Source organism: Paenibacillus sp. G2S3, from assembly GCF_030123105.1.
Classification (GTDB): Bacteria; Bacillota; Bacilli; order Paenibacillales; family Paenibacillaceae; genus Paenibacillus_AQ.
This window is the reverse complement of record NZ_CP126095.1, coordinates 5,854,087-5,877,157: the sequence shown is the minus strand read 5'-3', so window position 1 is coordinate 5,877,157 and position 23,071 is coordinate 5,854,087. Positions and strand designations below refer to the sequence as shown.

Below are 23,071 nucleotides of genomic sequence, written 5' to 3'. Positions count from 1 at the left end.
TACATTATAATTATTTTAAATAAGAAGCGACGTCATTGCCGTTTAGCTCAAGGAGGACATAGATATGTATAAATCAATAATTGTTGGTACTGGACCGGCAGGATTAACCGCCGCTATCTATTTGGCTCGTGCCAATTTGAACCCATTAGTAATCGAAGGACCCCAACCGGGTGGACAATTGACCACTACAACAGAAGTGGAGAATTTCCCTGGATTTCCTGAAGGAATCATGGGCCCTGATTTGATGAATAATATGCGTAAACAAGCTGAACGTTTTGGTGCGGAATTCCGTACCGGCTGGGTGAACAGTGTAGAACTTGGAGAGCGTCCTTTTAAGCTGAATGTTGAAGGAATGGGCGTTCTTACCACAGATACATTGATCATTTCCACTGGCGCTACGGCAAAATACCTCGGTATCCCAGGGGAGCAAGATAACGTGGGTCGTGGTGTGAGCACCTGCGCTACCTGTGATGGATTTTTCTTCCGTAATAAAGAGATCGTGGTTGTTGGTGGCGGAGATTCAGCACTTGAGGAAGCTGGCTTCTTGACTCGTTTTGCTTCTAAAGTAACTTTGGTGCACCGTCGTGGAGAATTGCGTGCTTCAAAGATCATGCAGGATCGCGTTCGCGCTAACGTTAAAGTAGACTGGAACCTGAATCGCACTCCACTGGAAGTGACTTCGAGCGACAGAGGCGTGAATGGACTAAAAGTGCTTAACAATGAGACCGGAGAAGAAGAAATCATCGAAGCAAGCGGCGTGTTTGTTGCGATTGGTCACCACCCTAACACCTCTTTCTTAGGTGGACAGATCACAACCAATGCGGATGGCTATATCATGACGAACCCAGGCACTTCCGAAACCAATATCCCAGGCGTATTCGCATGTGGTGATGTGCAGGATACTCGTTACAGACAAGCGATTACTGCGGCAGGTAGTGGATGTATGGCAGCTATGGATGCTGAGAAATATATCGAAAGCTTGGAGCACAGTGCAGTCATTCTATAATTTGGTTTGAAAAGCCCTAATGCTACAATAGATATCATCACTGTATATCTTTTATAGGAGGTCATACCATGGAGAATGTAATTGTATATACCTCAACGAATTGCCCACATTGCCGTCAGGTGAAGAGCTTTCTGAGCGAAAAAGGCGTACCCTACGAAGAACGCAATGTCGAGCAGAATGACGATTTTGCGCAGCAAGTATGGGACATGGGAGTAAGGGCTATTCCTGTAACTGTAATCGGTGAGCATAAAATTGTTGGCATGAACAAAACTCAGTTCGACAAAGCACTTACAACTGTTTAAAAATATAAGAATTTATATGCTGCACAACTATAATATCCTTATATTTCTACGAGAAACCGCTGTCGTCTTAATAGGACGACAAAGTCGTTTCTTCTTGTTAAATAAGATTTCCGTAAGGAAATTGTAATGGACCGCTTCCGATCAGGAGGCGGTCTTTTTTGACATATAAGAAAGCATAAGTTTCACATACGAAGGTGTTTATGCTTGCGATCTTTAAGCATACAAAAAATAGCCTGACGCTTCAGTGCGCAGACTATTTTTATGAAAGTAGATCTAGAAGTAGAGTTTAGGTTTGAGTGAAAGATGTAATGATCTGAAATAGCACGTAAACAGCAGCGCCACTGCCAATAAGAATAAAGCCTGATTTCTTTTTAGCTTGAAAAAAACGGAGCACGCCGAGGCTGATCAAAGGGGCAATTATGAGCAGAAAAAGCAACACAGTGATGAACATCTGTGCCGAGATGTCAGACGTATCAACATAGGTCATGGACTCGCTCTCCATTTCAAAAAAGGGGTTGTAGTGATAAATGTCACACTAGCTTGACCTTTATTATATAGGATTTCTGTTCTTTTTACTGCACTTTTGCTTCACTCAAATGCGTCAATTTTACGTCAATTAATTTAAAATATAAGAATTTATATGTTCCACGCTATAAATTATTCTTATATTTCTCACATAAACGCGTACCATTATGGATTATAGGGTCACCCGAATATCGCCTAAGAAATGCATAACGGCTGAGAAACCAGCACCGATCATCGTTCCACGGCTTCCGAGCTTAGAAAATGTAATTTCGAGTTGCTGCTTATGGTAAGGAAGAGTACGCTCAGCTACAACCCGGCGCAGCGGCTCACCTAGCCATTCTTCAGCCTCAGACAAGGCTCCACCGATCACAATAAGCTCAGGATTGAAGCTATTGATTAGATTGGTCACCCCGATACCGAGATATTCGCCCATCGTTGAGAAGTGATGCAGGGCGTCTTCTTGCCCGTTGGCAGCATAGCGAACCAGCTCTGGCGTAGTATGGGCAGGGAGGGAGAGATCGGGATTATCATAAGTTTTCTCCGAGGCATATAACTCCCAGCAGCCACGACTGCCGCAACTGCAAGGCTTGCCTTGGGCTTCAATCGTCATATGTCCGGTTTCGCCGGCATATCCTCTTGCACCCTTGTAGAGCTCTCCACCAATAATAATTCCAGATCCGATCCCTGATCCCGCACTGATGTAAAGGAGATGTCTTACCTCTCGTGCCGCGCCAAAGTTGAGTTCACCCTGAGCGCCCGCGTTAGCTTCGTTATCAATGGTGACAGGAACAGAAAATTCAGCTTCCAGTATCGCTCGCAGGTCGACCATTTCCCAGCCAAGGTTGGGAGCAAAGAGTACAACACCATCTTCATCCACCATGCCGGGGACACCTACTCCGATGCCGACGATGCCGTAAGGGGATTCAGGAGCACTGACAATCAAGCCAGAGATAAGCTTTTTCATTTGTTCCAGGACGTAAGGGAAATCATGATTGTCTAAGGAGAAGTCGCTTTCGTAAAGAATGCCCCCGCTCAGATCACATAAGACTGCTGTTAGCTGCTTTACCCGTAATTCTATGCCGATTACACTACCAGCCATCGTGTTAAAATGCAGCATTAACGGTTTGCGGCCACCGCTTGATTCCCCAGGTCCGACTTCAGTTACCAATTCTTGCGTGCACAGCTCGGCTACCAGATTGGACACCGTAGCTTTATTCAGTCCGGTCATCTCTGAGACCTTCGCGCGCGAGAGTGGAGAGTGTCTTCGAATGGTATGTAGTACGATCGATTTATTTATTTTTTTGACCAGCGCTTGGTCACCAGTAACCTTCACAAATCACACATCCTTCTTAAATTATAAGAAAGTATAAGCTTCACGGTATACTTTCTCCTTATAATTCTCGCATAAACGCTTACCGTCCTTAAAAGGACGCTAAAGGCGTTTTAGCTTGGCATAGTTCCCATTTGTTGTATGCCACTTAGTCTAGAGTGATGTGCTGGAAATTGCAATACATAGCGTTTAGAGGAAATTTTCCAACAGGGATCTTCTATATTTGGGTAGGGGAGAAAGTGAGCTTGAGTAGTCCAAAAAAATGGATATAAAAAAATATCGAAACTTTGTTTAACCAATATACAAAGTTCGAAAGATGTGTTAAGATGATCCTGTAAACGCTTGCGGGCGAAGCATAAATTGAGGAGGATTACACAATGGCTTATTTTGAGAAAGTGAACAAAATCTCTTACGAGGGAAGCCGTTCCACCAACCCTTTCGCATTTAAATTCTACAATCCTAAAGAAGTCGTAGCCGGCAAAACTATGGAAGAACATCTGAAATTTGCAATGGCTTATTGGCATACATTAACTGCTGGCGGTTCTGATCCGTTTGGCGCTGAAACTGCAATTCGCAGCTGGGACAAATTGAATGGTCTTGATAAAGCTAAAGCTCGCGCTGAAGCAGCATTTGAATTTATGGACAAGATGGATCTGCCTTACTTCTGCTTCCATGATGTAGATATCGCACCAGAAGGCGCATCTTTGCGTGAATTCTACAGCAACATCGACACTATCGTTGATATCCTTGAACAAGGCATGAAGACTTCCGGCAAAAAATTATTGTGGAATACAGCTAACATGTTCACTAACCCACGTTATATGCACGGTGCAGGTTCCACTCCAAATGCTGATGTTTACGCACATGCAGCAGCACAAGTGAAGAAAGGTCTGGAAGTTGGTAAACGTCTGGGCGCTAGCAACTATGTATTCTGGGGCGGTCGTGAAGGCTACGAAGAATTGCTGAATACAGATATGGGTCTGGAACAAGACAATATTGCTCGTCTGTTCAGCATGGCTGTTGATTACGCTAAGGAAATTGGTTTTGACGGTCAATTCCTGATCGAACCTAAACCAAAAGAGCCTACAAAACATCAATATGATTTCGATGCAGCAACAACAATTTCGTTCTTGCAAAAATACAACCTCGACAAGCACTTCAAGCTGAACCTTGAAGCTAACCATGCTACGCTTGCAGGTCATACTTTTGAACATGAACTTCGTGTAGCTCGTATCAATGGTATGCTTGGATCACTTGACGCTAACCAAGGAGATACATTGCTTGGTTGGGATACAGATGAATTCCCAGTGAACATTTACGATGCAACACTCACACTTTATGAAGTATTGAAGAATGACGGTCTTGGCAAAGGCGGAATTAACTTCGACGCTAAAGTACGTCGTCCTTCCTTCGAGCCAGAAGATCTGTTCCTAGCACACATCGCTGGTATGGATACTTATGCAAAAGGCTTGAAAGTAGCTGCTAAATTGATCGAAGATCGCGTATTCGAAGACTTCGTTGACAAACGCTACAGCAGCTTCACTGAAGGCGTTGGTAGAGACATCGTTTCCGGTAAAGCAACATTGGCTTCTTTGGCTGAATATGCTTTGAACAATGAGAACCCACGTCCTAACCAATCCGGACGTCAAGAATACCTGAGAGCTACACTTAACCAATACATTTTGGCTGAATAGTCTTTACAGGGAGCTTGAAGCTTAGGCTTTGAGTCCAGTTTGAACAAATGCAACGGGGGTTGCTGAAGAGAGCATTCTTCGGCAGCCCCCTTTTTGTAGTCAAAACTAAGCGGATGCTTACGAAGCGAGTTTTATTCGGAGTATTTCAACGAAGTAGCGCTCATAAAACTAAGTGGTTGCTTACGAAGTAAGTTTTGCTCGAAGTAATTCAGTGAAGCCTATGCTCACAAAACTAAGCAGGATGCTTACGAAGCGAGTTTTGTTCGAAGTAATTCAATGTAGTCTATGCTCACAAAACTTTTAGGAGGTCAAAAATGAAATACGTTATAGGTGTAGATTTGGGCACTAGTGCAGTGAAGACTGTTCTAGTGGACCCACAGGGCAAGGTGGCTTTTGAGCATTCCGAGTCCTACCCGCTAAGCAGACCACAGCCGAACTGGAGCGAACAAAATCCAGAGGACTGGGTAAAAGGGACCCTGGTCAGTCTTCGTCGTCTGATTGAAGTATCGGGCATAGACCCGTCACAAGTTGACGGTCTTAGCTTCTCTGGGCAAATGCACGGATTGGTGTTAGTGGATAAGGAAGGTCAAGTGCTTCGTCCGGCCATTCTTTGGAATGATACTCGTACTACTGCACAGTGCAGAAGAATAGAGAAGACGCTCGGAACAAAGCTTATTGAGGTTGCTAGAAATCGTGCACTGGAAGGCTTCACGCTTCCTAAAATTCTATGGGTACAAGAGAATGAACCTGAGGTATTATCACAAGCGTATCAGTTCCTGTTGCCCAAAGACTATGTGCGTCTCCGGTTGACCGGTGATTACGCGATGGATTATTCTGATGCTGCAGGAACACTTCTATTAGATGTAGGTTCTAAAACGTGGAGTGCTGAAATTGCTGAAGCTTTTGAACTGCCACTTTCCCTTTGTCCTAGACTGGTAGAGTCCTTTGAACAGACGGGAACGTTATTGCCGGATATTGCGGAAGCGTCAGGTCTTTTATCTTCAACAAAGGTATTTGCTGGTGGTGCGGATAATGCATGTGGAGCACTTGGAGCAGGTATCCTTGGTGAAGGCCGGACGATGTGCAGTATTGGAACATCTGGTGTAGTTCTTTCCTATGAGAGCAACAAAGATTTAAATCTCGAAGGCAAAGTCCATTTCTTCAACCATAGTGAAAAAGATGCCTACTATATCATGGGCGTTACTCTAGCGGCTGGGCATAGCCTTACATGGTTCAAAGAAACCTTTGCGGCAGACATGAGCTTTGATGAATTGCTAAGTGGGGTGTCCTCCATTCCAGCGGGTAGCGGCGGACTGCTCTTTACACCTTATATCGTAGGGGAACGTACACCACATCCAGATGCGAATATTCGCGGAAGCTTTATTGGTATGGATTCAGGGCATACATTGACTCATTTTACACGTTCCGTATTAGAAGGCATTACCTTTTCGCTACGTGAATCTATCGAGATTGTACGTGATTCAGGCAAAGAAATAACCGAAATCATTGCAATCGGTGGCGGGGCTAAAAATGAGGCTTGGCTCCAGATGCAAGCAGATATTTTCAATGCATCCATCGTGAAGCTTGAAAGTGAGCAAGGTCCGGCTATGGGAGCAGCGATGTTGGCAGCTTACGGAAGCGGCTGGTTCACATCCCTTAGTGCATGTGCAGAAGCTTTCATCCGTCCTGCGGATGTGTATAAACCAGATCCGAAGCAAGCGGCAATTTACGACGGCTTATTCAACCTCTATCAGGAGGTCTACGGTCAGACACGTGAACTGAATAACAAGCTGGCTGCATACCGCCAATAAATAAGGAAGCCGAAAGCGTTTATGCTTGATATGTCTGATGAAAAAGGTCTTTCGCATATGGCGAAGGACCTTTTTATGACCATCTCGTTTATTGATTTGAGGATGGACTGTATTCGAAGTTGTTGCCGTTCCTATTTTTCTTCTGTAAAGTATGGGGTATCTCCAGGGCGGCATTAAACTCTGCATGAGATAGTGAAGGTTTCGGGGGGCGGAAGGCCATGTTCCAATGGATTGTTAAGCTGTTGAATGACATCAAAATCCGCAATAAGCTGTTGCTTGCTTTTTTACTCACCACTTTACTACCGGTATTACTTGTAGGCGGTTATCTTACGTTTGAGATGAGGACCATGGCGTTTCAGAGCGCACTGGAACAAGCTTCAATCAACGTAGATCGGGTGAAGAAAAGAACGGAAGAAGTCATCGGTGTATCTCAAGATATCGCATATCGCCTTAGCAATGATGCACGGTTAAAAAGACTTGCCATTCGTCAGTATGTTAGCACTTATGATGTGGTGGAAGCTTACCGCGATTACTCGGATATGCGTGAGTACCTTAGGTTGTATAAAGATATATCCAACATTCGCTTATACACTGACAACGCTACGCTGCTTAACAACTGGGAGCTGATCAATCCTTCACCTGAGATTAAGGAGAGCCAGTGGTATCAGAGAGCACAGCGGTACGATAGTCTTGTCGGTTGGGAATATATCGAAGATGAGCGTGATAAGCGGAATTATTTAAGTCTTGTTCGCAAAATTGAGCTGGAGGGCTCCAGTAAGATCGGTGTACTCGTTATTAATGTGAACAGTCAGCAGCTTGCATCCATTCTAAGCCAGGAATCTTTTGATACCATGATCGTCGATGATCAAGATAATATCATTGCAGCGAACCGGAAAGATCGGACAGGTAAAAAGCTGGTGGATGTTTCTTTTGACACGAAGCTCTTGGGGCAGGGAAGTGGAAGCTATGAAGCAGTAGTAGATGGTGAAGCCTCCAAAATTGTGATCGAGGAGCTTAAACCACAATCCAGCCGAAATGCGCTACGAATCATATCTGTTTTTTCGATTGAAAGTATAGTTAAAGAACCCAATCAAGTGATTAAGCTATCGATTACTGTAGTTGCGATAAGTGTTCTATTGGCCTTTTTAATTATATATAGCTTCTCCTCGTTATTCTCACGACGATTGCTGCATTTAAGCAGACATATTAACCGAGTCAGTACTGGGGATTTTGATACGACATTAAAGATTGATGGCAAGGATGAAATCGCCCTGTTAGCTCGTCAATTCAATTCCATGGTACGCAGCATTAACGATTTGATGTATGAGGTACAGGAATCCAATGCTCAGAACAGTCTGCTGGAACAGAAACAAAATGATATACGATTCAAAATGCTGGCAAGCCAGATTAACCCGCATTTCTTGTTCAATGCACTAGAGGCGATTCGAATGGAGGCTCACATGAAGGGGCAAGTGGAAATTGCTCGTGTGGTACGTCTTCTAGGTAAAATGATGCGCAGTAACCTGGAGGTAGGCCGAAGTAAAATTTTGCTTAGTCAGGAATTAGAAGTGGTACGTTGTTACTTGGATATTCAGCAATTCCGTTATGAGGAGAGGTTGAAATATCAATTTACTATAGACCCTGCCGTTGAATCCCTTTATATGCCCCCACTTCTTATTCAGCCACTTGTCGAGAACGCAGTAGTCCACGGACTGGACAATAAGATGGAAGGCGCATTTGTGACGGTGGAAGTTGTACAAGTTGGGGATCATGCTAAATTTACGATTACAGATAACGGAGTAGGAATATCTCCAATTCAGCTAGAGGAATTACTGAACACGCTTGAGCGTAAGGAAGAGCGCGAAGGTGAGCGAATAGGACTTCGTAATGTACATGACCGGCTAAAACTATCCTACGGTGCAGAATATGGGCTAACGATTGAGAGTAGACCTAATGTAGGTACGGTTATTTTCTTTTGCATACCAATGGAGGACAACAATCTATGATAAAAGTGATGATTGTCGATGATGAGCCGAAGCTGCGGGAAGGACTAAGAAGTTTGATCCCATGGGAGAAGCTCGGTTATACGGTGGTAGCTACAGCAGCTAATGGCTTGCAAGCGCTTGAAAAATATCATACCTTCTACCCGGAGCTTATCGTTGCTGATATTCGTATGCCTGGAATGGATGGTCTGGAAATGATCAGTGAGCTTCGTAAAGAAGGCTCAGAAAGTCATGTGCTCATTTTGAGTGGACATGCTGATTTTGAATATGCTAAGCGGGCGATTGGTTATCGGATCGACGGTTATTTGCTGAAGCCAGTCGATGAAGATGAGATGATCGTATGTCTGGAAGAACTGCATGAAACGATCGAGCAGGAGCAGCGGTTCAGTGACTGGAATGAGGAGGAGCCCGCTCGTAATAGAGAAACGTTACTTCGAGCACTACTACAGCCAACTTCAGAGGACAAACTGGAAGAGCAGAACCTCAGTAGACATGTGGATGCGCTAGGGCTGGAACAGGGGAATTATGAAGTCATTCTCATTGAGTTAAGAAAAACAGCTGGTGCAAATGATGAGGATCTCCACGGTATCAAAACAGTAATGGAACAGTATTTTAGTAGTCATCCTAATGCTTCATTTTTTACGTTATCGCAGTATATGGGTATTCTCTTGAAGGATCGGGACCAGAACGCGAGCAAGCGAGAAGAATTATACAAGGAATTATCTGTAACGATTGGCCAGAAGGGATACGACTTCATTGCAGTAGCGGGGGGAGTAGTAGCCCGACCCGAAATGGCGGCAGAATCTTTGAATGCAGCACGTGAGCTGTTAAGAAGCGCCTTCTTCTTCAAGAAGGGAATCATCATCAGTGCAGATCCTTCAGGATTTCTGATGGAGATGAAAGAGGAGACTGAAGAGGAGCAGGAGACGGAGAGTCGTCTGCTGCTTGCAGTAGAAACCGGAAGTCTGAGCGCGATCCGACCGATCGTGCAGACCATCTGTGCTGAGCTTGTAGCTGAGGGCAGCGATGAATTACGAATTAAAGAGACCTTTGTGAGACTTCTTAGTACTGTGCTGGCCCGTCTGGAGCCTATGTATCCGGAAATTCGCACCTATGCAGCAGAGCATTCCCCTCCGATAGGTGAGCTTTATCAAAGTTATTATTTGTCTGATTTGCAGGATCAGGCCGTCTCATTTCTTGAAGAAATTGCGGGTCAGATGACCAGTGGGCGTGGAAATGAAATTAAGAAGATCACGGAGATCATCAACCGTCGCTACAATGAGAACCTAAAGCTGGAGACCTTATCCGAGTTATTCTGCTATAACAGTGCTTATCTCGGTAAAATGTTCAAGAACACCACAGGAGAATACTTCAATACGTACGTGGACAAAGTGCGGATTGAGAAGGCTAAGGAATTTCTGACGCAAGGGATGAAAGTATACGAGGTGGCTGAGAAGGTAGGGTATATGAACCCTGATTATTTCAACGCTAAGTTCCGAAAATATGTAGGAATCTCTCCAACTTCTTATCGAAAAAGCATCTAAGGATGGTGTGGTGTTCTTGTCTTGTCTGTTATACCCGTGGCTGAGGTTCAGGAGTTTTTCTGAATCTCAGCCCGCGGGTCTTTTTTTTGTTTTTCCTAATCCACCAATTGTACGTGGTGAAGTATTAATGTAGTTAAATAGACACCTGCTTAAGCTTATGCAGGTGGGGATCTAATGCAGTTTCTTTTGAGCTTCGGTTCAAAAAAACTGCTGGGAACGGAGTGAAGAGGAATTTTTGGAGCTGCAGAAGCGTTGATAGCTTCTAACTTTAAAAGGGCGACTGGTAGAAGAACGAAGAGGAATATTTGGAACTGTAGAAGCGGAGCGTTCGCCTTTATCCTCGGATTTCTACCGCGAGAAGCGGTTTAAATCAGGAAATCTGAGGATAACAGCGATCGGAAGTCCAAAGATTCCTCGTAGTGGCTGGTTACCAGAAGCCTAGTTGAAAAATTCGAAGAAGCAAGCGATCGGAAGTCCAAATATTCCTCGTAGTGACTAATATCCAGCAAGCAAAGTGTTTTTAGGAGTCCAATCCAAAGAATAATGCAGACGCCAGCAGCATTAGCCCCTCTGTGTCGATGAGCCGAAATGAGAATTCACCACGGACAAAAATCTCTAATTTTCACCTGATTTTAAGTCGAATTTATAGGGTACTGCAATCGCTTACAAAGTTTTAGAATTGAGACATAGAGAGGAGGGGCTTTATGAAAGCGGACACAGTAACTGCTCAAATCCCGCCGGACACCCGAATGCGCAACAAAAAGCCTGCTTCAGGAGGACGGTTTTGGAGAAGCTTTAAGAATCAAAAGTATTTGTGGATGATGTCGATACCTTTTGTGATCTGGGCATTCGTCTTCAGTTATCTCCCATTATGGGGCTGGACGATGGCTTTTCAAAAGTACAAGCCCGCACGTGGCTTTTTTGAACAAGAATGGGTAGGTTTTGAACACTTTAAGACACTGTTCAGTGACTCGCAATTCCTTCTGGCGCTGCGTAATACGCTGGCGATGAGTGGAATGGGCTTGGTCGCAGGCTTTATCTTTCCGATAACGTTTGCAATATTGCTAAACGAAGTTCGCCTCGGATTTTTTAAACGATTTGCTCAGACGGTCTCGTATTTGCCCCACTTTGTATCTTGGGTGGTTGCAGCGGGAATTGTAACTAAAATGCTATCTAGTGAAAATGGTCTTGTAAACGATCTCTTGTTAACAATTGGATTTATAGACTCACCTATCCAGTTCATGGCTCAGGGCCATCTCTTCTGGGGAATCGTTACTTTATCAGATGTGTGGAAAGAAACCGGATGGAATGCGATTATCTACCTTGCGGCCATCTCGGGTATTGGACCTGAACTGTACGAAGCGGCCCGAGTAGACGGTGCCAGCAGGCTCCGCCAGGTATGGCATATTACCCTTCCAGGTATCCGGCCGACAATTACAGTGCTACTCATTATGTCGATTGGTAATTTGCTGAATATCGGCTTTGAGAAGCAATTCTTGCTTGGAAACAACCTCGTTACCGACTATTCTCAGGTGCTGGATCTGTACTCTCTGAAATACGGACTAGGCATGGCGAGATATTCCTACGGTACCGCGATCAATATATTCAACTCAGTGATCAGTGTAATCCTGCTGTTTACGATTAATGGAATCTTCAAGCGTACAACTAAAGAGAGCCTTCTGTAACACAGAAGGCCCTTCTACCAATCGTGGCTGCAATATTGCCCTTTTCATGAAAGGAGAGCGTTACAGTGGGAAACACAGCTATCACCGGAAAGTCGTGGTCAGACCGGATCTTTGACTTCATAGTGTACTTTGTAATACTGTTCGTGGTTGTAATCACGATCTATCCGTTTCTGAATGTGCTTGCTATCTCGCTGAATGATTCAGTGGATAGTGTGCGCGGCGGTATCACCATTTATCCTCGGGAATTTACCTGGGATAATTATTTGAAAATCTTCAGTTTCGCGGGGCTGATGACCGGGTTCAAAATATCCGCTTTGCGGACAGTCATCGGTACTTTGTTCGGACTGATCAGTGCCTCGATGCTGGCGTTTACGATCAGTCGTCCTGACTTTGCAGGCCGCAAGTTCGTCTCCACATTCTTGGCGATGACCATGTATATCTCTGGAGGAATGATTCCAATATACATGCTGATCAAGGATCTGCACATGATGAACAGCTTTGCAGTCTACGTATTGCCTGGATTGGTTAGTGCCTTTAATGTCTTCGTTATCCGCTCCTTTATTGACGGCTTGCCGTATGCACTGCAGGAATCGGCGAAGCTGGATGGAGCGAATGATTTTACCATTTACTGGCGTGTCATCCTTCCGCTGATGAAGCCGGCTCTAGCAACAATCGCGCTGTTCCTAGCGGTAGGTCAATGGAATGCATGGTTTGATACGTATTTGTATAATGGTTCAAGCCCTCATCTGACGACATTGCAATATGAACTAATGAAGGTTCTGCAGAGTACAACAAGTGGTAATGGTGGCGATTATCGCTCCAACATTGCATCTCTAGCTTCGAATCAGGTCTCGCCAGAATCTATCAAGATGGCAATTACGATTGTCGTAACCGTGCCAATTTTGTTGGTGTATCCGTTCATTCAGAAATATTTTGTTCAAGGTATGACACTTGGCGCTGTGAAGAGCTAATCAAAGCTAACAGGGGAGCATAGTCTCCCCTAAGCTTTAAGAGTGTTTTGTATCCGTTTTCTTTTCTTATGGGAAGTTTTGGGATAAGTATTAACAGGATTTATCTGTGATACGATAGATAAACAATTTTAAGGAGGGTTTATGTAATGGGGAATAATAGAAAAATAAAAGCTAAAGCAACTGCACTTACACTTACTTCTATTATGATGCTCGGCATGCTCGCAGGTTGTGGTGGAAACAACGGCAATAACGCAGCTGGAGATGCAGCTGGAAATGCAACAAATAAGGGGAATGCGGCTAATTCGGCCAATGCGGTTGAGGATACTTCTCCGCTCACGATGACTTTCTTCAGTGCTGACCCTAACCCGAACTGGACAGGCATGCAAGACGAAGTAGGTAAAGTGATTACGGAAAAAACAGGAGTTACCTTGAATGCTGAATACGCGGTTGGTGACCCTGCTCAGAAAGTAGCGTTGATCGCAGCGAGTGGTGATTATCCGGATCTGATCAGTGCCAAGACCGACGTAAGCAAGCTGGTGGATGCAGGCGCAATGCTTGATCTGACAGATCTGATTGAAAAATATGCTCCGAACATCAAAAAAGTATTAGGCGAAGAAGGCATGAAACGCTCACGCTACAGTGACGATGACCACGCGATCTATGCTATCCCTACGTATGCGGGTGTGGATAACAAATACTTTGATGCTGGCGGCGGATTTGAGCTACAGCACCGTGCTGTTAAAGAAGCTGGATATCCTGCAATTAAAACTGTCCAAGATTATGAGAACGTAATCAAGGCTTACCTGGAAAAACATCCAACCGATGAAAATGGTAACAAAAACATCGGTCTGACCCTAAATGCAGATGATTGGTACATGTACATTACAGTAACTAACCCAGCATTCACTACTACAGGCTCTCCTGACGATGGTGAATATGCAATTGATATCGACACACAAGAAGTAACTTATCACTTCCGTCGTCCTGCTGAGAAAGAATATTTCCGCTGGCTCAACCATATGAACGATATCGGATTGCTTGATCCAGAAAGCTTTGTTCAAAAGTATGATCAGTACAAAGCGAAAATCGCTACTGGCCGTGTTATTGGTTTGATTGACCAAGACTGGGGTTATGGCGATGGAGAAAAAGCATTGAAAGCTGAAGGTAAGCTGGATCAAGGATACGGACACTATCCAGTAACCTTGTCTGAAGAGTACAAAGAAACTTCCTTCTGGCCTACAGGCTTCATGGGTGGTAACGGCATTGGGATCAGCGTAGATGCTAAAGATCCAGTACGTGCAATTAAATTCTTGGACTACTTAGCTTCCGATGAAGGTCAAGTATTGGTTAACTGGGGTATCGAAGGCAAGCATTACAACGTAGTGGACGGCAAACGCGTCATTCCTGAAGATGTGAACAACCGCAAATATAATGACACTACCAATTTCCAAAAAGAAACCGGACTTGGCAATGTCGGATCAAACTACGCACTGCTTAGCGCTCACTATGGCGACGGTGTATTGGATCCAACTGGAAACTACTATACCACTCGCTTCCCTGAGCAAGTAACTGTAAGCTACAATGCGGTAGAAAAAGAAACACTTGCTGCCTATAAAGCAACAACTTGGAAAGACCTCTTCCCAAATGAAGATGAATTCAAAGTTAAACCTTGGGGTGCGGCATGGAACATCACGATCCCTGGGGATAGCGAAATTGTCGTTCTCGACAACAAGCTGAAGGATATCAGTTGGAAACGGATTCCTGAAGCGATCTTGTCCAAACCAGCTGATTTCGACAAAGTTTGGGAAGCTTACATGGCTGAACTGGATAAAGCTGGTGTGACGAAAGCTGAAGATTTACGTGAAGAGCTGGTTAAACAACGCGTGAAACTTTGGAATGAGTAATTGCTGAATCACGACTAATAAAATAAAAGCATGAAGATGGCGGGAAGTCCGAACGAAAGTCCGGGCTTCCCGCCGATTTCTTTTCATCTGTAATTATAGGATTGGAGGAATAAACGTGGGAGAGAGCAAACACACTGGACGGCATGGGCTCTGGTACAAGCAGCCGGCGGCTGTATGGGAGGAGGCACTGCCCGTGGGTAACGGCCGTTTGGGCGGCATGATCTTTGGCGGAACAGAAGAAGAACTAATTCACCTAAATGAAGACACCCTATGGTCGGGCTTTCCACGGGATACAGCTAATTATGAGGTACTGCGTCATTTGGCTCCGGTCAAACAGTTAGTGGCAGAGGGAAAATACAAGGAAGCGGAAGCGCTGGTAGATGCCAAGATGTTAGGCAGACGGACCGAATCCTATCAACCGCTCGGAGAATTGCGAATGAAGTTCAATCTTGCTGGTCCTGTAGAGGATTACCGGAGGGAGCTTGATTTGGATCAAGCGCTTGCCACGGTATCCTATACTGCTGGGGATGTAAGGATTGTGCGCGAAGTTTTTGCCAGCAGACCAGATGAACTTATAGTCATTCATATCTGTGCAGAGGGGGAAGAGGGTCTGGGCATTCTACCGGATTTCTCGATGGCTCTGACTTCGCCGCATCCTTCTCGATCAGAGATTACTCCTGACGGTATGCTGATGATGACCGGCCGAGCTCCATCGCATGTGGCTGATAATTATGTAGGAGATCATCCGCGTGCCGTATTATACGAAGAGGGTCTTGGCATAAGTTTTGCAGCTGCAATGGAAATTCGTACGGATGGCGGAAATTGTACAGCAGAGAACGGCTTGTTGTTGGTTTCAGGTGCGCGCTCCATTACGATCCGTCTAGCTGCAGCAACCGATTATGCCGGGTATGACCGGATGCCAGGAAGCGGCGGTAAGCTACCTTCGGAGTTGTGCCTAGAGCAATTGGCTTTAACCTTTGTTGGGTATGCAGAGCTAAAGCAGCGCCATCTAGAGGATCATCAGTCCTTGTACCGCCGCGTGGAGTTGACGCTTGAGCCTTCTTCCTCCCAGATAGAGCTTCCCACGGATAAGCGAATGGCACGGTACCGCGAAGGTCAGACAGATTCTGCGCTAGAAGCGCTGCTGTTCCAGTATGGCCGCTATCTGATGATTGCTGGCTCACGGCCGGGGACGCAGGCTCTGAATCTGCAAGGGATCTGGAATCCCTATATCCAGCCGCCATGGAACAGCAATTATACGACCAATATAAACACTGAGATGAACTACTGGCCAGCCGAGTTATGCGGATTGGGTGAATGCCATGAACCTTTAATAGATTTTATTACGGAGCTTAGTGTGGCTGGCAGTCGTACAGCAAATATTCATTATGGCGCACGTGGCTGGACGGTGCATCATAATACAGATTTGTGGCGTATGACGTCTCCGTCAGACGGCAAGGCGATGTGGGCATTTTGGCCAATGGGAGGGGTTTGGCTCTCTCGCCATCTTTGGGAGCGTTACGCTTTCCGTCCAGATGAGGAATATTTGCGAATCACAGCTTATCCTCTATTAAAGGGAGCCGCATTATTTTGTCTGGATTGGCTGGTAGAGCTGCCTGATGGAAGATGGACGACAGGTCTGTCTACCTCACCAGAGAATGTATTCTTGACTGCTAATGGTACGCCATGCAGTGTTTCAGCTGGCTCAGCTATGGATTTATCGCTGATCGCTGAGCTGTTCAAGCACTGCATTCAGGCTGCTGAGATTCTGAATACCGATGCCCAGCTGAGGCAGGAGCTGCGCCAGAAACAGGAACGACTCGCTCATCCTGGGGTTGCACCGGACGGACGTATTCGTGAATGGAATGAGGATTTTGCTGAACAAGAGCCTGGACACCGCCATGTCTCCCATTTGTATGATTTATATCCCGGGAATGTAATTAGTCCTTCCTCAACACCCGAGCTAGCGAAGGCTGCATCATTATCACTTAAAAAACGCTTAGAAGGCGGGGGTGGACACACGGGCTGGAGTGCAGCTTGGCTGCTTAATCTGTATGCGCGTTTGAAGGATGGTGAGAATGCGTATGGCTGTTTACGTCGTATTTTGCAGGATTCCAGTCTGCCGAACTTATTTGGTAATCATCCTCCTTTTCAGATTGATGGTAACTTCGGAACTACGGCTGGAGTTGCTGAGATGCTCTTGCAGAGTCATCAGGAGGGGCTTGAATTATTACCTGCTCTTCCAGAAGGATGGTCCGTCGGTAATGTAAAAGGGTTGGTAGCACGAGGTGGCTTTATCACGAATATAGAATGGAACGAGGGGCGCTTAAAGAAGGCAGAACTGACCTCTACTCATGGACAACTATGTAGAATTGTTAGTCGCGAGCCTTTACTCATTCAAAGACCTGATGGTTCACGAATAGGGATAGAAATGGAATTTGAAACCGTAATCGGAGAGACCTATAGCATTACACCACTAAGCGAATAAAACACATCGGTCTAGCATATAGGCTGTTCTCAGAGTAGAATTATTTCTACAGGGAGCAGTCTTTTTTTACCTAAGCGCTCATTATCTATTAAATGGTAGGGTTTATGATAAGTCTATGGAGCCGGAGGAACGGAATATATATGTGGAAAAAACGTTTCACATTAGTAAAGATCATTCTGGGAGGAGTGATTATATTCGCTGCTATTCCACCGATGATTTATTGGGGCTGGGGTCATGCTTATGCAGCTACTAGTTCACCAACCCTTCGTTCTGTAAATGAAGTAGCGCAGAAACTAACGGGTGCGATGAACAACCGTAGGGAGACCATTACTTTTACTTATGAGAGCAAAGCTTCAAATTTGAAAACGAAAATACAAGCGGCCTTGGATCAAGCGATGGCTAGTGACCCTTATTTGTATTACATCATAGACAGCTACGGATATACTTATCGAGGGAGCGCAAGCGCTGTAAAAGTTACGGTAGAAGTGAAATATCTGGAGACTCTGGAGCAGACCGCTTTTGTGAACAAGGAAGTGAAAGCTGCGCTGAAGAAGATCATTACGCCGGGCATGAACAATCATCAGAAGGTGAAGGCTATCCACGACTGGGTTGTGCTTCATCTGAAGTATGATACTTCGTATCGCAAATATACGGCATATGAAGGGCTGAAGAGTGGCAGTGCCGTTTGCCAAGGTTATTCGCTGTTGACCTATAAGCTGTTAAAGGAAGCTGGATTCACGAATAAAATCGTTGAGGGTACGGCAAAACAGCCGGGAGGACGCAGTCAGTTGCATGCCTGGAATCTTGTGCTATTAGACGGACGGTGGTATCACCTCGACACGACTTGGGATGACCCGACACCCGATATAGCTGGCGTGGTTAGTACTGCGTACTATTTGAGGACGGATGCACAAATGCGTCAGGACCATAGCTGGACGAAGTCTTATCCGGCAGCTTCGGTAGGCTATCATAAGACCTTGTCTGCGCTTGTGGAGCGTGGAGGACAGAGTGCGGCCGTGTATAAACTGCTTCAGAAGGATCTCGATTATGAGCTATATGCCGAGGAGCTAATTGTACGTTCGGCAGAAGATTTGAGCCGGTTAGTTAATAAGGCAGTCACCTCCGGTGAGGTGTCCTTATTATTCCGTTATCAAGGGAGTGGAACACGGCTTAAGAATGACCTGCAGGAGCTATATAAGCTTGGACTAGAGGATGTATCTTACTCCAGTTCTGCTTTTGACAATACGGGCGACCTCAAAGTGTATGTGACCTGGGAATAGAAGGATAACAAAAAGGGACATCCCATAAGCTTAAATGGCTACGGGACGTCCCTTTTTTTGTTTTTTTATTGGGTCTATTTTATTCTGGGTGAGTACTTAGGTCGCATTTATCCAAAGGAATAATATTACTCTTCCGGAACCAGCGATAGCCGACCCAGATTAAGACAAACAACGGCAAGCTGATATAGGAAACGGCGATACCATACCAGTCGATATTTCCACCTGAGAAGGCGCCCATATTCTGACCGAGAATAGCTACAATACAAAGCCCTAAGGCAAAGATAGGTCCGAATGGGAACCATCTAGCACGGTAAGGCAGTTCATCTAGTGAATGGCCCTGTGCTATAAAAGCACGTCTGAAACGGTAGTGGCAGACCGCAATGCCCAGCCAGTTAATAAATCCGCACATCCCAGAGGCGTTCAGCAGCCAGTTATATACGGCACCGTCACCAAAGAATGAAGCTAGAAAGGCGAGCATTCCGACAGCCGTAGTTACTAGCAAAGCGCCAACAGGGACACCACGGCGATTGAGCTTGCCCAGTGCGCGCGGAGCCATGCCATCTTTAGCCATTGCATACAGGACACGAGTAGAGGCATACATTCCGGAGTTCCCGGCAGACAGTACAGAGCTGAGAATAACGGCATTCATTACGGATGCGGCAATTGCAAGCCCGGCCTTATTGAACACGATCGTAAACGGACTGACTCCGATATCATCGATGCCACCGCGCAGCAGATCTGGATTCGTATAAGGAATCAGCATTCCGATTACAAATATGGCAAGGATATAAAAGATTAATATACGCCAGAATACTTGGCGGATCGCAATTGGGACGTTGCGACGTGGGTTCTCGCTCTCACCAGCGGCAACGCCGATTAGTTCGGTACCTTGGAAGGAGAATCCGGCTGCCATAAAGACCCCGACGAAGGCGAAGAAGCCACCGTGGAAGGAGCTGCCCCCGATTTGGAAGTTACTGAAGCCGACGGCTTCTCCACCCATAATGCCGAATATCATGAGGACTCCGACAACGAGGAAGGCGATAACGGTAATGATTTTGATAATGGCAAACCAATATTCTGATTCCCCGTATCCACGAGCAGATAGGAAGTTAAGGCCGAACATCAGCAGTAGGAACACCAGACTCCAGAGAAAAGAAGGGCTGTCCGGGAACCAGTATTTAATGATGACGGTAGCTGCTGATAGCTCTGCTGCAATCGTAACCGCCCAGTTATACCAGAAGTTCCAACCGATGGCGAAGCCAAAGGCCGGGCTGACGAAACGAGTGCCGTAGGTACTGAAGGACCCGGAGTCCGGTAAATAGGTGGCGAGCTCCCCAAGACTGGTCATGAGAAAATAAACCATTACACCCACAGCCGTATAAGCTAAAAGGGCCCCACCAGGTCCTGCTGAAGCGATCGCTCCGCCACTGGCTAGAAATAGACCCGTACCAATAGATCCGCCAAGCGCGATCATGGTTAAATGTCTTGCTTTGAATGACTTTTTTAGCCCAGGCTGATTCATGTTGCCTTGCGCTAGGTTTTGCTGCTTGCCCTGCATGAATATGACACTCCTTATGATCTAATCTTACTGTTCATGAACGGGGAGCGCTGAGCTGCTGACTCCCGCAAGGCGGGAGGTATACTTCGTGATTTCCAGAAGGTTATGGATGACTGTACGAAACATACAAATTCTGTAAACGCAAAGAAGCCGCAGACTATATCTGCGGCTTCCATCTATACAGCTCCGCATCATACTCCCTGTTAAGATAGCGCAACACATTGCAGTCTGCTACTTACGCAGGCTGTACAATGTGACAGTTCCGTGCCTTTCGGCAACGGCCCCAGCCCGCACCGCTGTAAGAGCTACAGCGCAAGCTTCGGCAGATATTCCTTTCGGCGTGATTCATAGACGGCTCTAACGTCTCCACACGCGTACTCTTTATATCCGCGACCTCTACCTCATCTTAGTATGACGAGGCTATCTTTACTTCATTCATTTATAAACAACAGGAATTAGTATAAAGCAAGTTTACATCTCAAAGCAATGACAAAATCAGGTACTTCCGTGTTAATTACGACGGCGTTCTGACATCTGCTGCCACACCGTGCCCGCTGCAGCTTCACCTGAGGCGATGCGCTCCAAAGCCATTTTGGCCTGAAGGCCAACCTCGAACTCTGGATCATCCGCTGCAAGTGTGAGCGCATCTTGAGCTTCGGATGTGCCAACTTCATAAAGGAAACGAGCCGCGCGCCAGCGGACAAGCTTGCTCTTATCCGTTAGTGCCGCCGTCATCACTGGCGTGGCGGCAGGATCGCCGATGTCGGACAGGGTATCGCCTGCCGTACGTCTTACGGCTGGCGCACTGTCTGCCATCGCCTCATAGAGCAGCTCCATCGCTTCAGGCGTGCGAAGATCGCCCAGATACACGACCGCAAGCCTGCGAATATGCAGCTTGGGATCGTGTAGCGCCGCCTTAAGCTCCGGCAGGAGCTCCGCCGTCGGCGTAAGATCCTCTAGCGCGGCGTAGCGCACGCGCCAATCCTCATGCTTCAGGTCTCGCAGCAGCTCATCCTGTGTGCGAGTTCGTCTTTGCTCGACGAACTCACCCTCGGCTCCGTGCGCAATGGCTTGCTGCACGAGAGAGTCGAGGCGTTCCTGCGGATACGCTGCCTCGATCTCTTGCTCGACCTCGCGCGCAATGTCCGCGGGCTCGCCATAACGCACGCCGTAATCAGTGAGCTTACGCTCTTTGATCATTACGGCGCTGGCCACATCCATAACCGCTTTAGTAAAGCGGTTAGCTAAGGATATGCGCTCTTCATTCGCGCCCGTTTTGACGCGGATTTGCATCGGAATTCCGCGGAACAATTGGACGAAGACTTGCGCTTCCCCAAAATGAGCACCGGCATTCTCGTCAGCTAGGCTCCAATCTCCAGTTACACCTTCGCTGTTAGCGAAGCGGCTTTGAACTTCTCTTAGAATGGCTGCCCAATCGGCGTTGCCTTTGCGCTCAAGTGCTGCGAAGTCAGCAGCATGATAAATGCTAATAACGCCCGGTATCGTTAACATTTCACGTGCCCAAGCAGGTGCGGAACGCTCACTTTCTGGAGTATAGGTTCTGCGAATTCCGGGTTCTAAACTTTCGTCCAAATGTAGCTTCATCGTATTTGGACTTGGAGTCGGTTCAATAAAAGTAATCTTCATACGTAGCTCCCCCTTGAACGGTATATGCACCGCCATACTTTATACACATATTATCTCATTTCTGGCCTGAAACCAAAAGAACTCTTCTATTATTTCGCTAAAGTCTGCAATTGTGATGAATAAAAGGGCGAACCTTTATCATGCTATTTGTATATTTTGCAAAATACGTTGCTCTTCAATATAGTTGTAGTATATTCGCTAAAGCTAGGATTGCTCGGTAAACTTCTGTAGAAGAGGTGTTGTATGCCTAAAACTCGTTACCATAACGTCGATAGTGTAAGTACCGATAAATCATTAAAGGAATTTCGCCAGTGGCGTGAGGAGCGTCGTCGGAAGAAGAAGGACTATTCTTATGTTGTACCGAATACGCCGCCCAGATTATCTTATCTGTCTGAGAATCGATTGGAGTCCACTATTACGTGGATTGGGCATTCAACATTTTTCCTTCAATATGAAGGGATGAATATCATTACAGATCCCATCTGGGCGAGAAGGCTAGGCTTTGAGAAAAGACTGGGACAACCTGGGATTCCACTTAGCGAAGTGCCACCGATTGACCTGATTCTGATTTCGCACTCACATTATGACCATTTGCATATCGCCTCTATTCGCAAATTATATCGGGCAGGGACAACGCTTGTAGTTCCTGTTGGTCTGAAGCGAAAAATGCTTCGCAAAGGGTTCCACAACTGTGTGGAAATGGAATGGTGGCAGGAGATTAAGCTAGGTAAGATCAAGCTTAGTTTTGTGCCTACCCAGCACTGGACGCGAAGAACGCCTTGGGATACGAATACTTCTCATTGGGGTGGGTACGTCTTGGAGCCCGCTGACTCCGGAAATCAGAAGTCTTCTCCGAATCTTTATTTTGCTGGGGACAGCGGTTATTTTCCAGGCTTTAAGGAGATAGGAAGTCGTTATAAGATCGATATCGCGCTTATGCCGATTGGGGCCTATGAACCGGAATGGTTCATGACCTCTCAGCATGTAAATCCTGAGGAAGCCATACAAGCTTTCCTAGATGTAGGAGCGGAGACCATGATTCCGATGCATTACGGTACCTTTAGACTTGCTGATGATACCGCCCGGGAAGCACTGGATCGCATGGAGAGCGCCCGAGTTAAACACGCGATTTCGGAGGAAAGAATTCGTACACTCGGTTACGGAGAAACACTGGTAATACAAAAGGAGAATCGCACATCTGGGGAATAATTGAAAAAATTCCTCCTTAAAAGTTGTCACCGTAAAACAGTTGGAATAACTTTCGTAGGAGAGAGATCAGCTTAAATGCCTATTTCACGGGATTTTTGCACTGATTTTATGCTA

16 protein-coding genes and 1 riboswitch are annotated in these 23,071 nt (G+C 46.0%); of the genes, 12 read left to right on the top strand and 4 right to left on the bottom strand.

Annotated elements, in window-relative coordinates:
* The first annotated feature begins 64 nt into the window (after positions 1 to 64).
* Positions 65 to 1,006, top strand: a complete 942-nt coding sequence (gene trxB, locus QNH28_RS25905) for a thioredoxin-disulfide reductase (RefSeq protein ID WP_283909110.1) — start codon at positions 65 to 67, stop codon at positions 1,004 to 1,006.
* A gap of 68 nt (positions 1,007 to 1,074) precedes the next feature.
* Positions 1,075 to 1,308 (top strand): glutaredoxin family protein, encoded by a 234-nt coding sequence (locus QNH28_RS25900; protein WP_283909109.1) that lies wholly within the window; start codon positions 1,075 to 1,077, stop codon positions 1,306 to 1,308.
* Positions 1,309 to 1,594: 286 nt separating this feature from the next.
* On the opposite strand, the gene QNH28_RS25895 is transcribed toward QNH28_RS25900, so the two are convergent.
* Both QNH28_RS25895 and QNH28_RS25890 read right to left on the bottom strand, forming a co-directional pair.
* Positions 1,595 to 1,795 (bottom strand): hypothetical protein, encoded by a 201-nt coding sequence (locus QNH28_RS25895; protein WP_042131070.1) that lies wholly within the window; start codon positions 1,793 to 1,795, stop codon positions 1,595 to 1,597.
* A gap of 210 nt (positions 1,796 to 2,005) precedes the next feature.
* On the bottom strand, positions 2,006 to 3,166 hold the full coding sequence (locus QNH28_RS25890) for an ROK family transcriptional regulator (protein ID WP_283909108.1): 1,161 nt from the start codon (positions 3,164 to 3,166) through the stop codon (positions 2,006 to 2,008).
* 374 nt (positions 3,167 to 3,540) lie between these two features.
* Between QNH28_RS25890 and xylA the strand changes: the two genes are divergently transcribed.
* The 9 genes from xylA to QNH28_RS25845 all read left to right on the top strand — a co-directional run bounded on the left by xylA (position 3,541) and on the right by QNH28_RS25845 (position 18,543).
* Positions 3,541 to 4,857 (top strand): xylose isomerase, encoded by a 1,317-nt coding sequence (gene xylA, locus QNH28_RS25885; protein WP_283909107.1) that lies wholly within the window; start codon positions 3,541 to 3,543, stop codon positions 4,855 to 4,857.
* Positions 4,858 to 5,171: 314 nt separating this feature from the next.
* The gene (gene xylB / locus QNH28_RS25880; RefSeq protein WP_283909106.1) at positions 5,172 to 6,668 is read left to right on the top strand and encodes a xylulokinase; all 1,497 of its coding nucleotides are present in this window, start codon (positions 5,172 to 5,174) and stop codon (positions 6,666 to 6,668) included.
* A 218-nt stretch (positions 6,669 to 6,886) separates the two neighbouring features.
* A complete protein-coding gene (locus QNH28_RS25875) occupies positions 6,887 to 8,674 on the top strand; it encodes a sensor histidine kinase (RefSeq protein ID WP_283909105.1) in 1,788 nt (595 codons plus the stop codon).
* Positions 8,671 to 10,215 (top strand): response regulator transcription factor, encoded by a 1,545-nt coding sequence (locus tag QNH28_RS25870; protein ID WP_283909104.1) that lies wholly within the window; start codon positions 8,671 to 8,673, stop codon positions 10,213 to 10,215. Before QNH28_RS25875 ends, QNH28_RS25870 begins: the two co-directional genes overlap by 4 nt.
* Positions 10,216 to 10,964: 749 nt before the next feature.
* Positions 10,965 to 11,900: an ABC transporter permease gene (locus tag QNH28_RS25865; RefSeq protein ID WP_283912269.1), complete on the top strand. Its 936-nt coding sequence runs from the start codon at positions 10,965 to 10,967 to the stop codon at positions 11,898 to 11,900.
* Positions 11,901 to 11,965: 65 nt separating this feature from the next.
* Positions 11,966 to 12,871 carry a carbohydrate ABC transporter permease gene (locus QNH28_RS25860; RefSeq protein WP_283909103.1) on the top strand — a complete coding sequence of 302 codons (906 nt, stop codon included), beginning with the start codon at positions 11,966 to 11,968 and terminating at the stop codon, positions 12,869 to 12,871.
* A gap of 146 nt (positions 12,872 to 13,017) precedes the next feature.
* On the top strand, positions 13,018 to 14,775 hold the full coding sequence (locus QNH28_RS25855; RefSeq protein ID WP_283909102.1) for an ABC transporter substrate-binding protein: 1,758 nt from the start codon (positions 13,018 to 13,020) through the stop codon (positions 14,773 to 14,775).
* Between the two features lie 115 nt (positions 14,776 to 14,890).
* Complete coding sequence (locus tag QNH28_RS25850) at positions 14,891 to 17,263, top strand: glycoside hydrolase family 95 protein (RefSeq protein ID WP_283909101.1); 2,373 nt, start codon at positions 14,891 to 14,893, stop codon at positions 17,261 to 17,263.
* A gap of 140 nt (positions 17,264 to 17,403) precedes the next feature.
* The gene (locus tag QNH28_RS25845) at positions 17,404 to 18,543 is read left to right on the top strand and encodes a transglutaminase domain-containing protein (RefSeq protein WP_283909100.1); all 1,140 of its coding nucleotides are present in this window, start codon (positions 17,404 to 17,406) and stop codon (positions 18,541 to 18,543) included.
* 79 nt (positions 18,544 to 18,622) lie between these two features.
* Here QNH28_RS25845 and QNH28_RS25840 read toward each other — a convergent pair whose 3' ends face one another.
* Both QNH28_RS25840 and QNH28_RS25835 read right to left on the bottom strand, forming a co-directional pair.
* On the bottom strand, positions 18,623 to 20,101 hold the full coding sequence (locus QNH28_RS25840) for an amino acid permease (protein WP_283909099.1): 1,479 nt from the start codon (positions 20,099 to 20,101) through the stop codon (positions 18,623 to 18,625).
* Between the two features lie 201 nt (positions 20,102 to 20,302).
* Positions 20,303 to 20,508, bottom strand: a riboswitch (Lysine riboswitch).
* Positions 20,509 to 20,611: 103 nt separating this feature from the next.
* Entirely contained in the window at positions 20,612 to 21,748 is a 1,137-nt protein-coding gene (locus QNH28_RS25835) for a virulence factor (RefSeq protein WP_042191874.1), read from the bottom strand.
* 243 nt (positions 21,749 to 21,991) lie between these two features.
* Between QNH28_RS25835 and QNH28_RS25830 the strand changes: the two genes are divergently transcribed.
* Positions 21,992 to 22,957 (top strand): MBL fold metallo-hydrolase, encoded by a 966-nt coding sequence (locus QNH28_RS25830; protein WP_283909098.1) that lies wholly within the window; start codon positions 21,992 to 21,994, stop codon positions 22,955 to 22,957.
* The last annotated feature ends 114 nt before the right edge of the window (positions 22,958 to 23,071 follow it).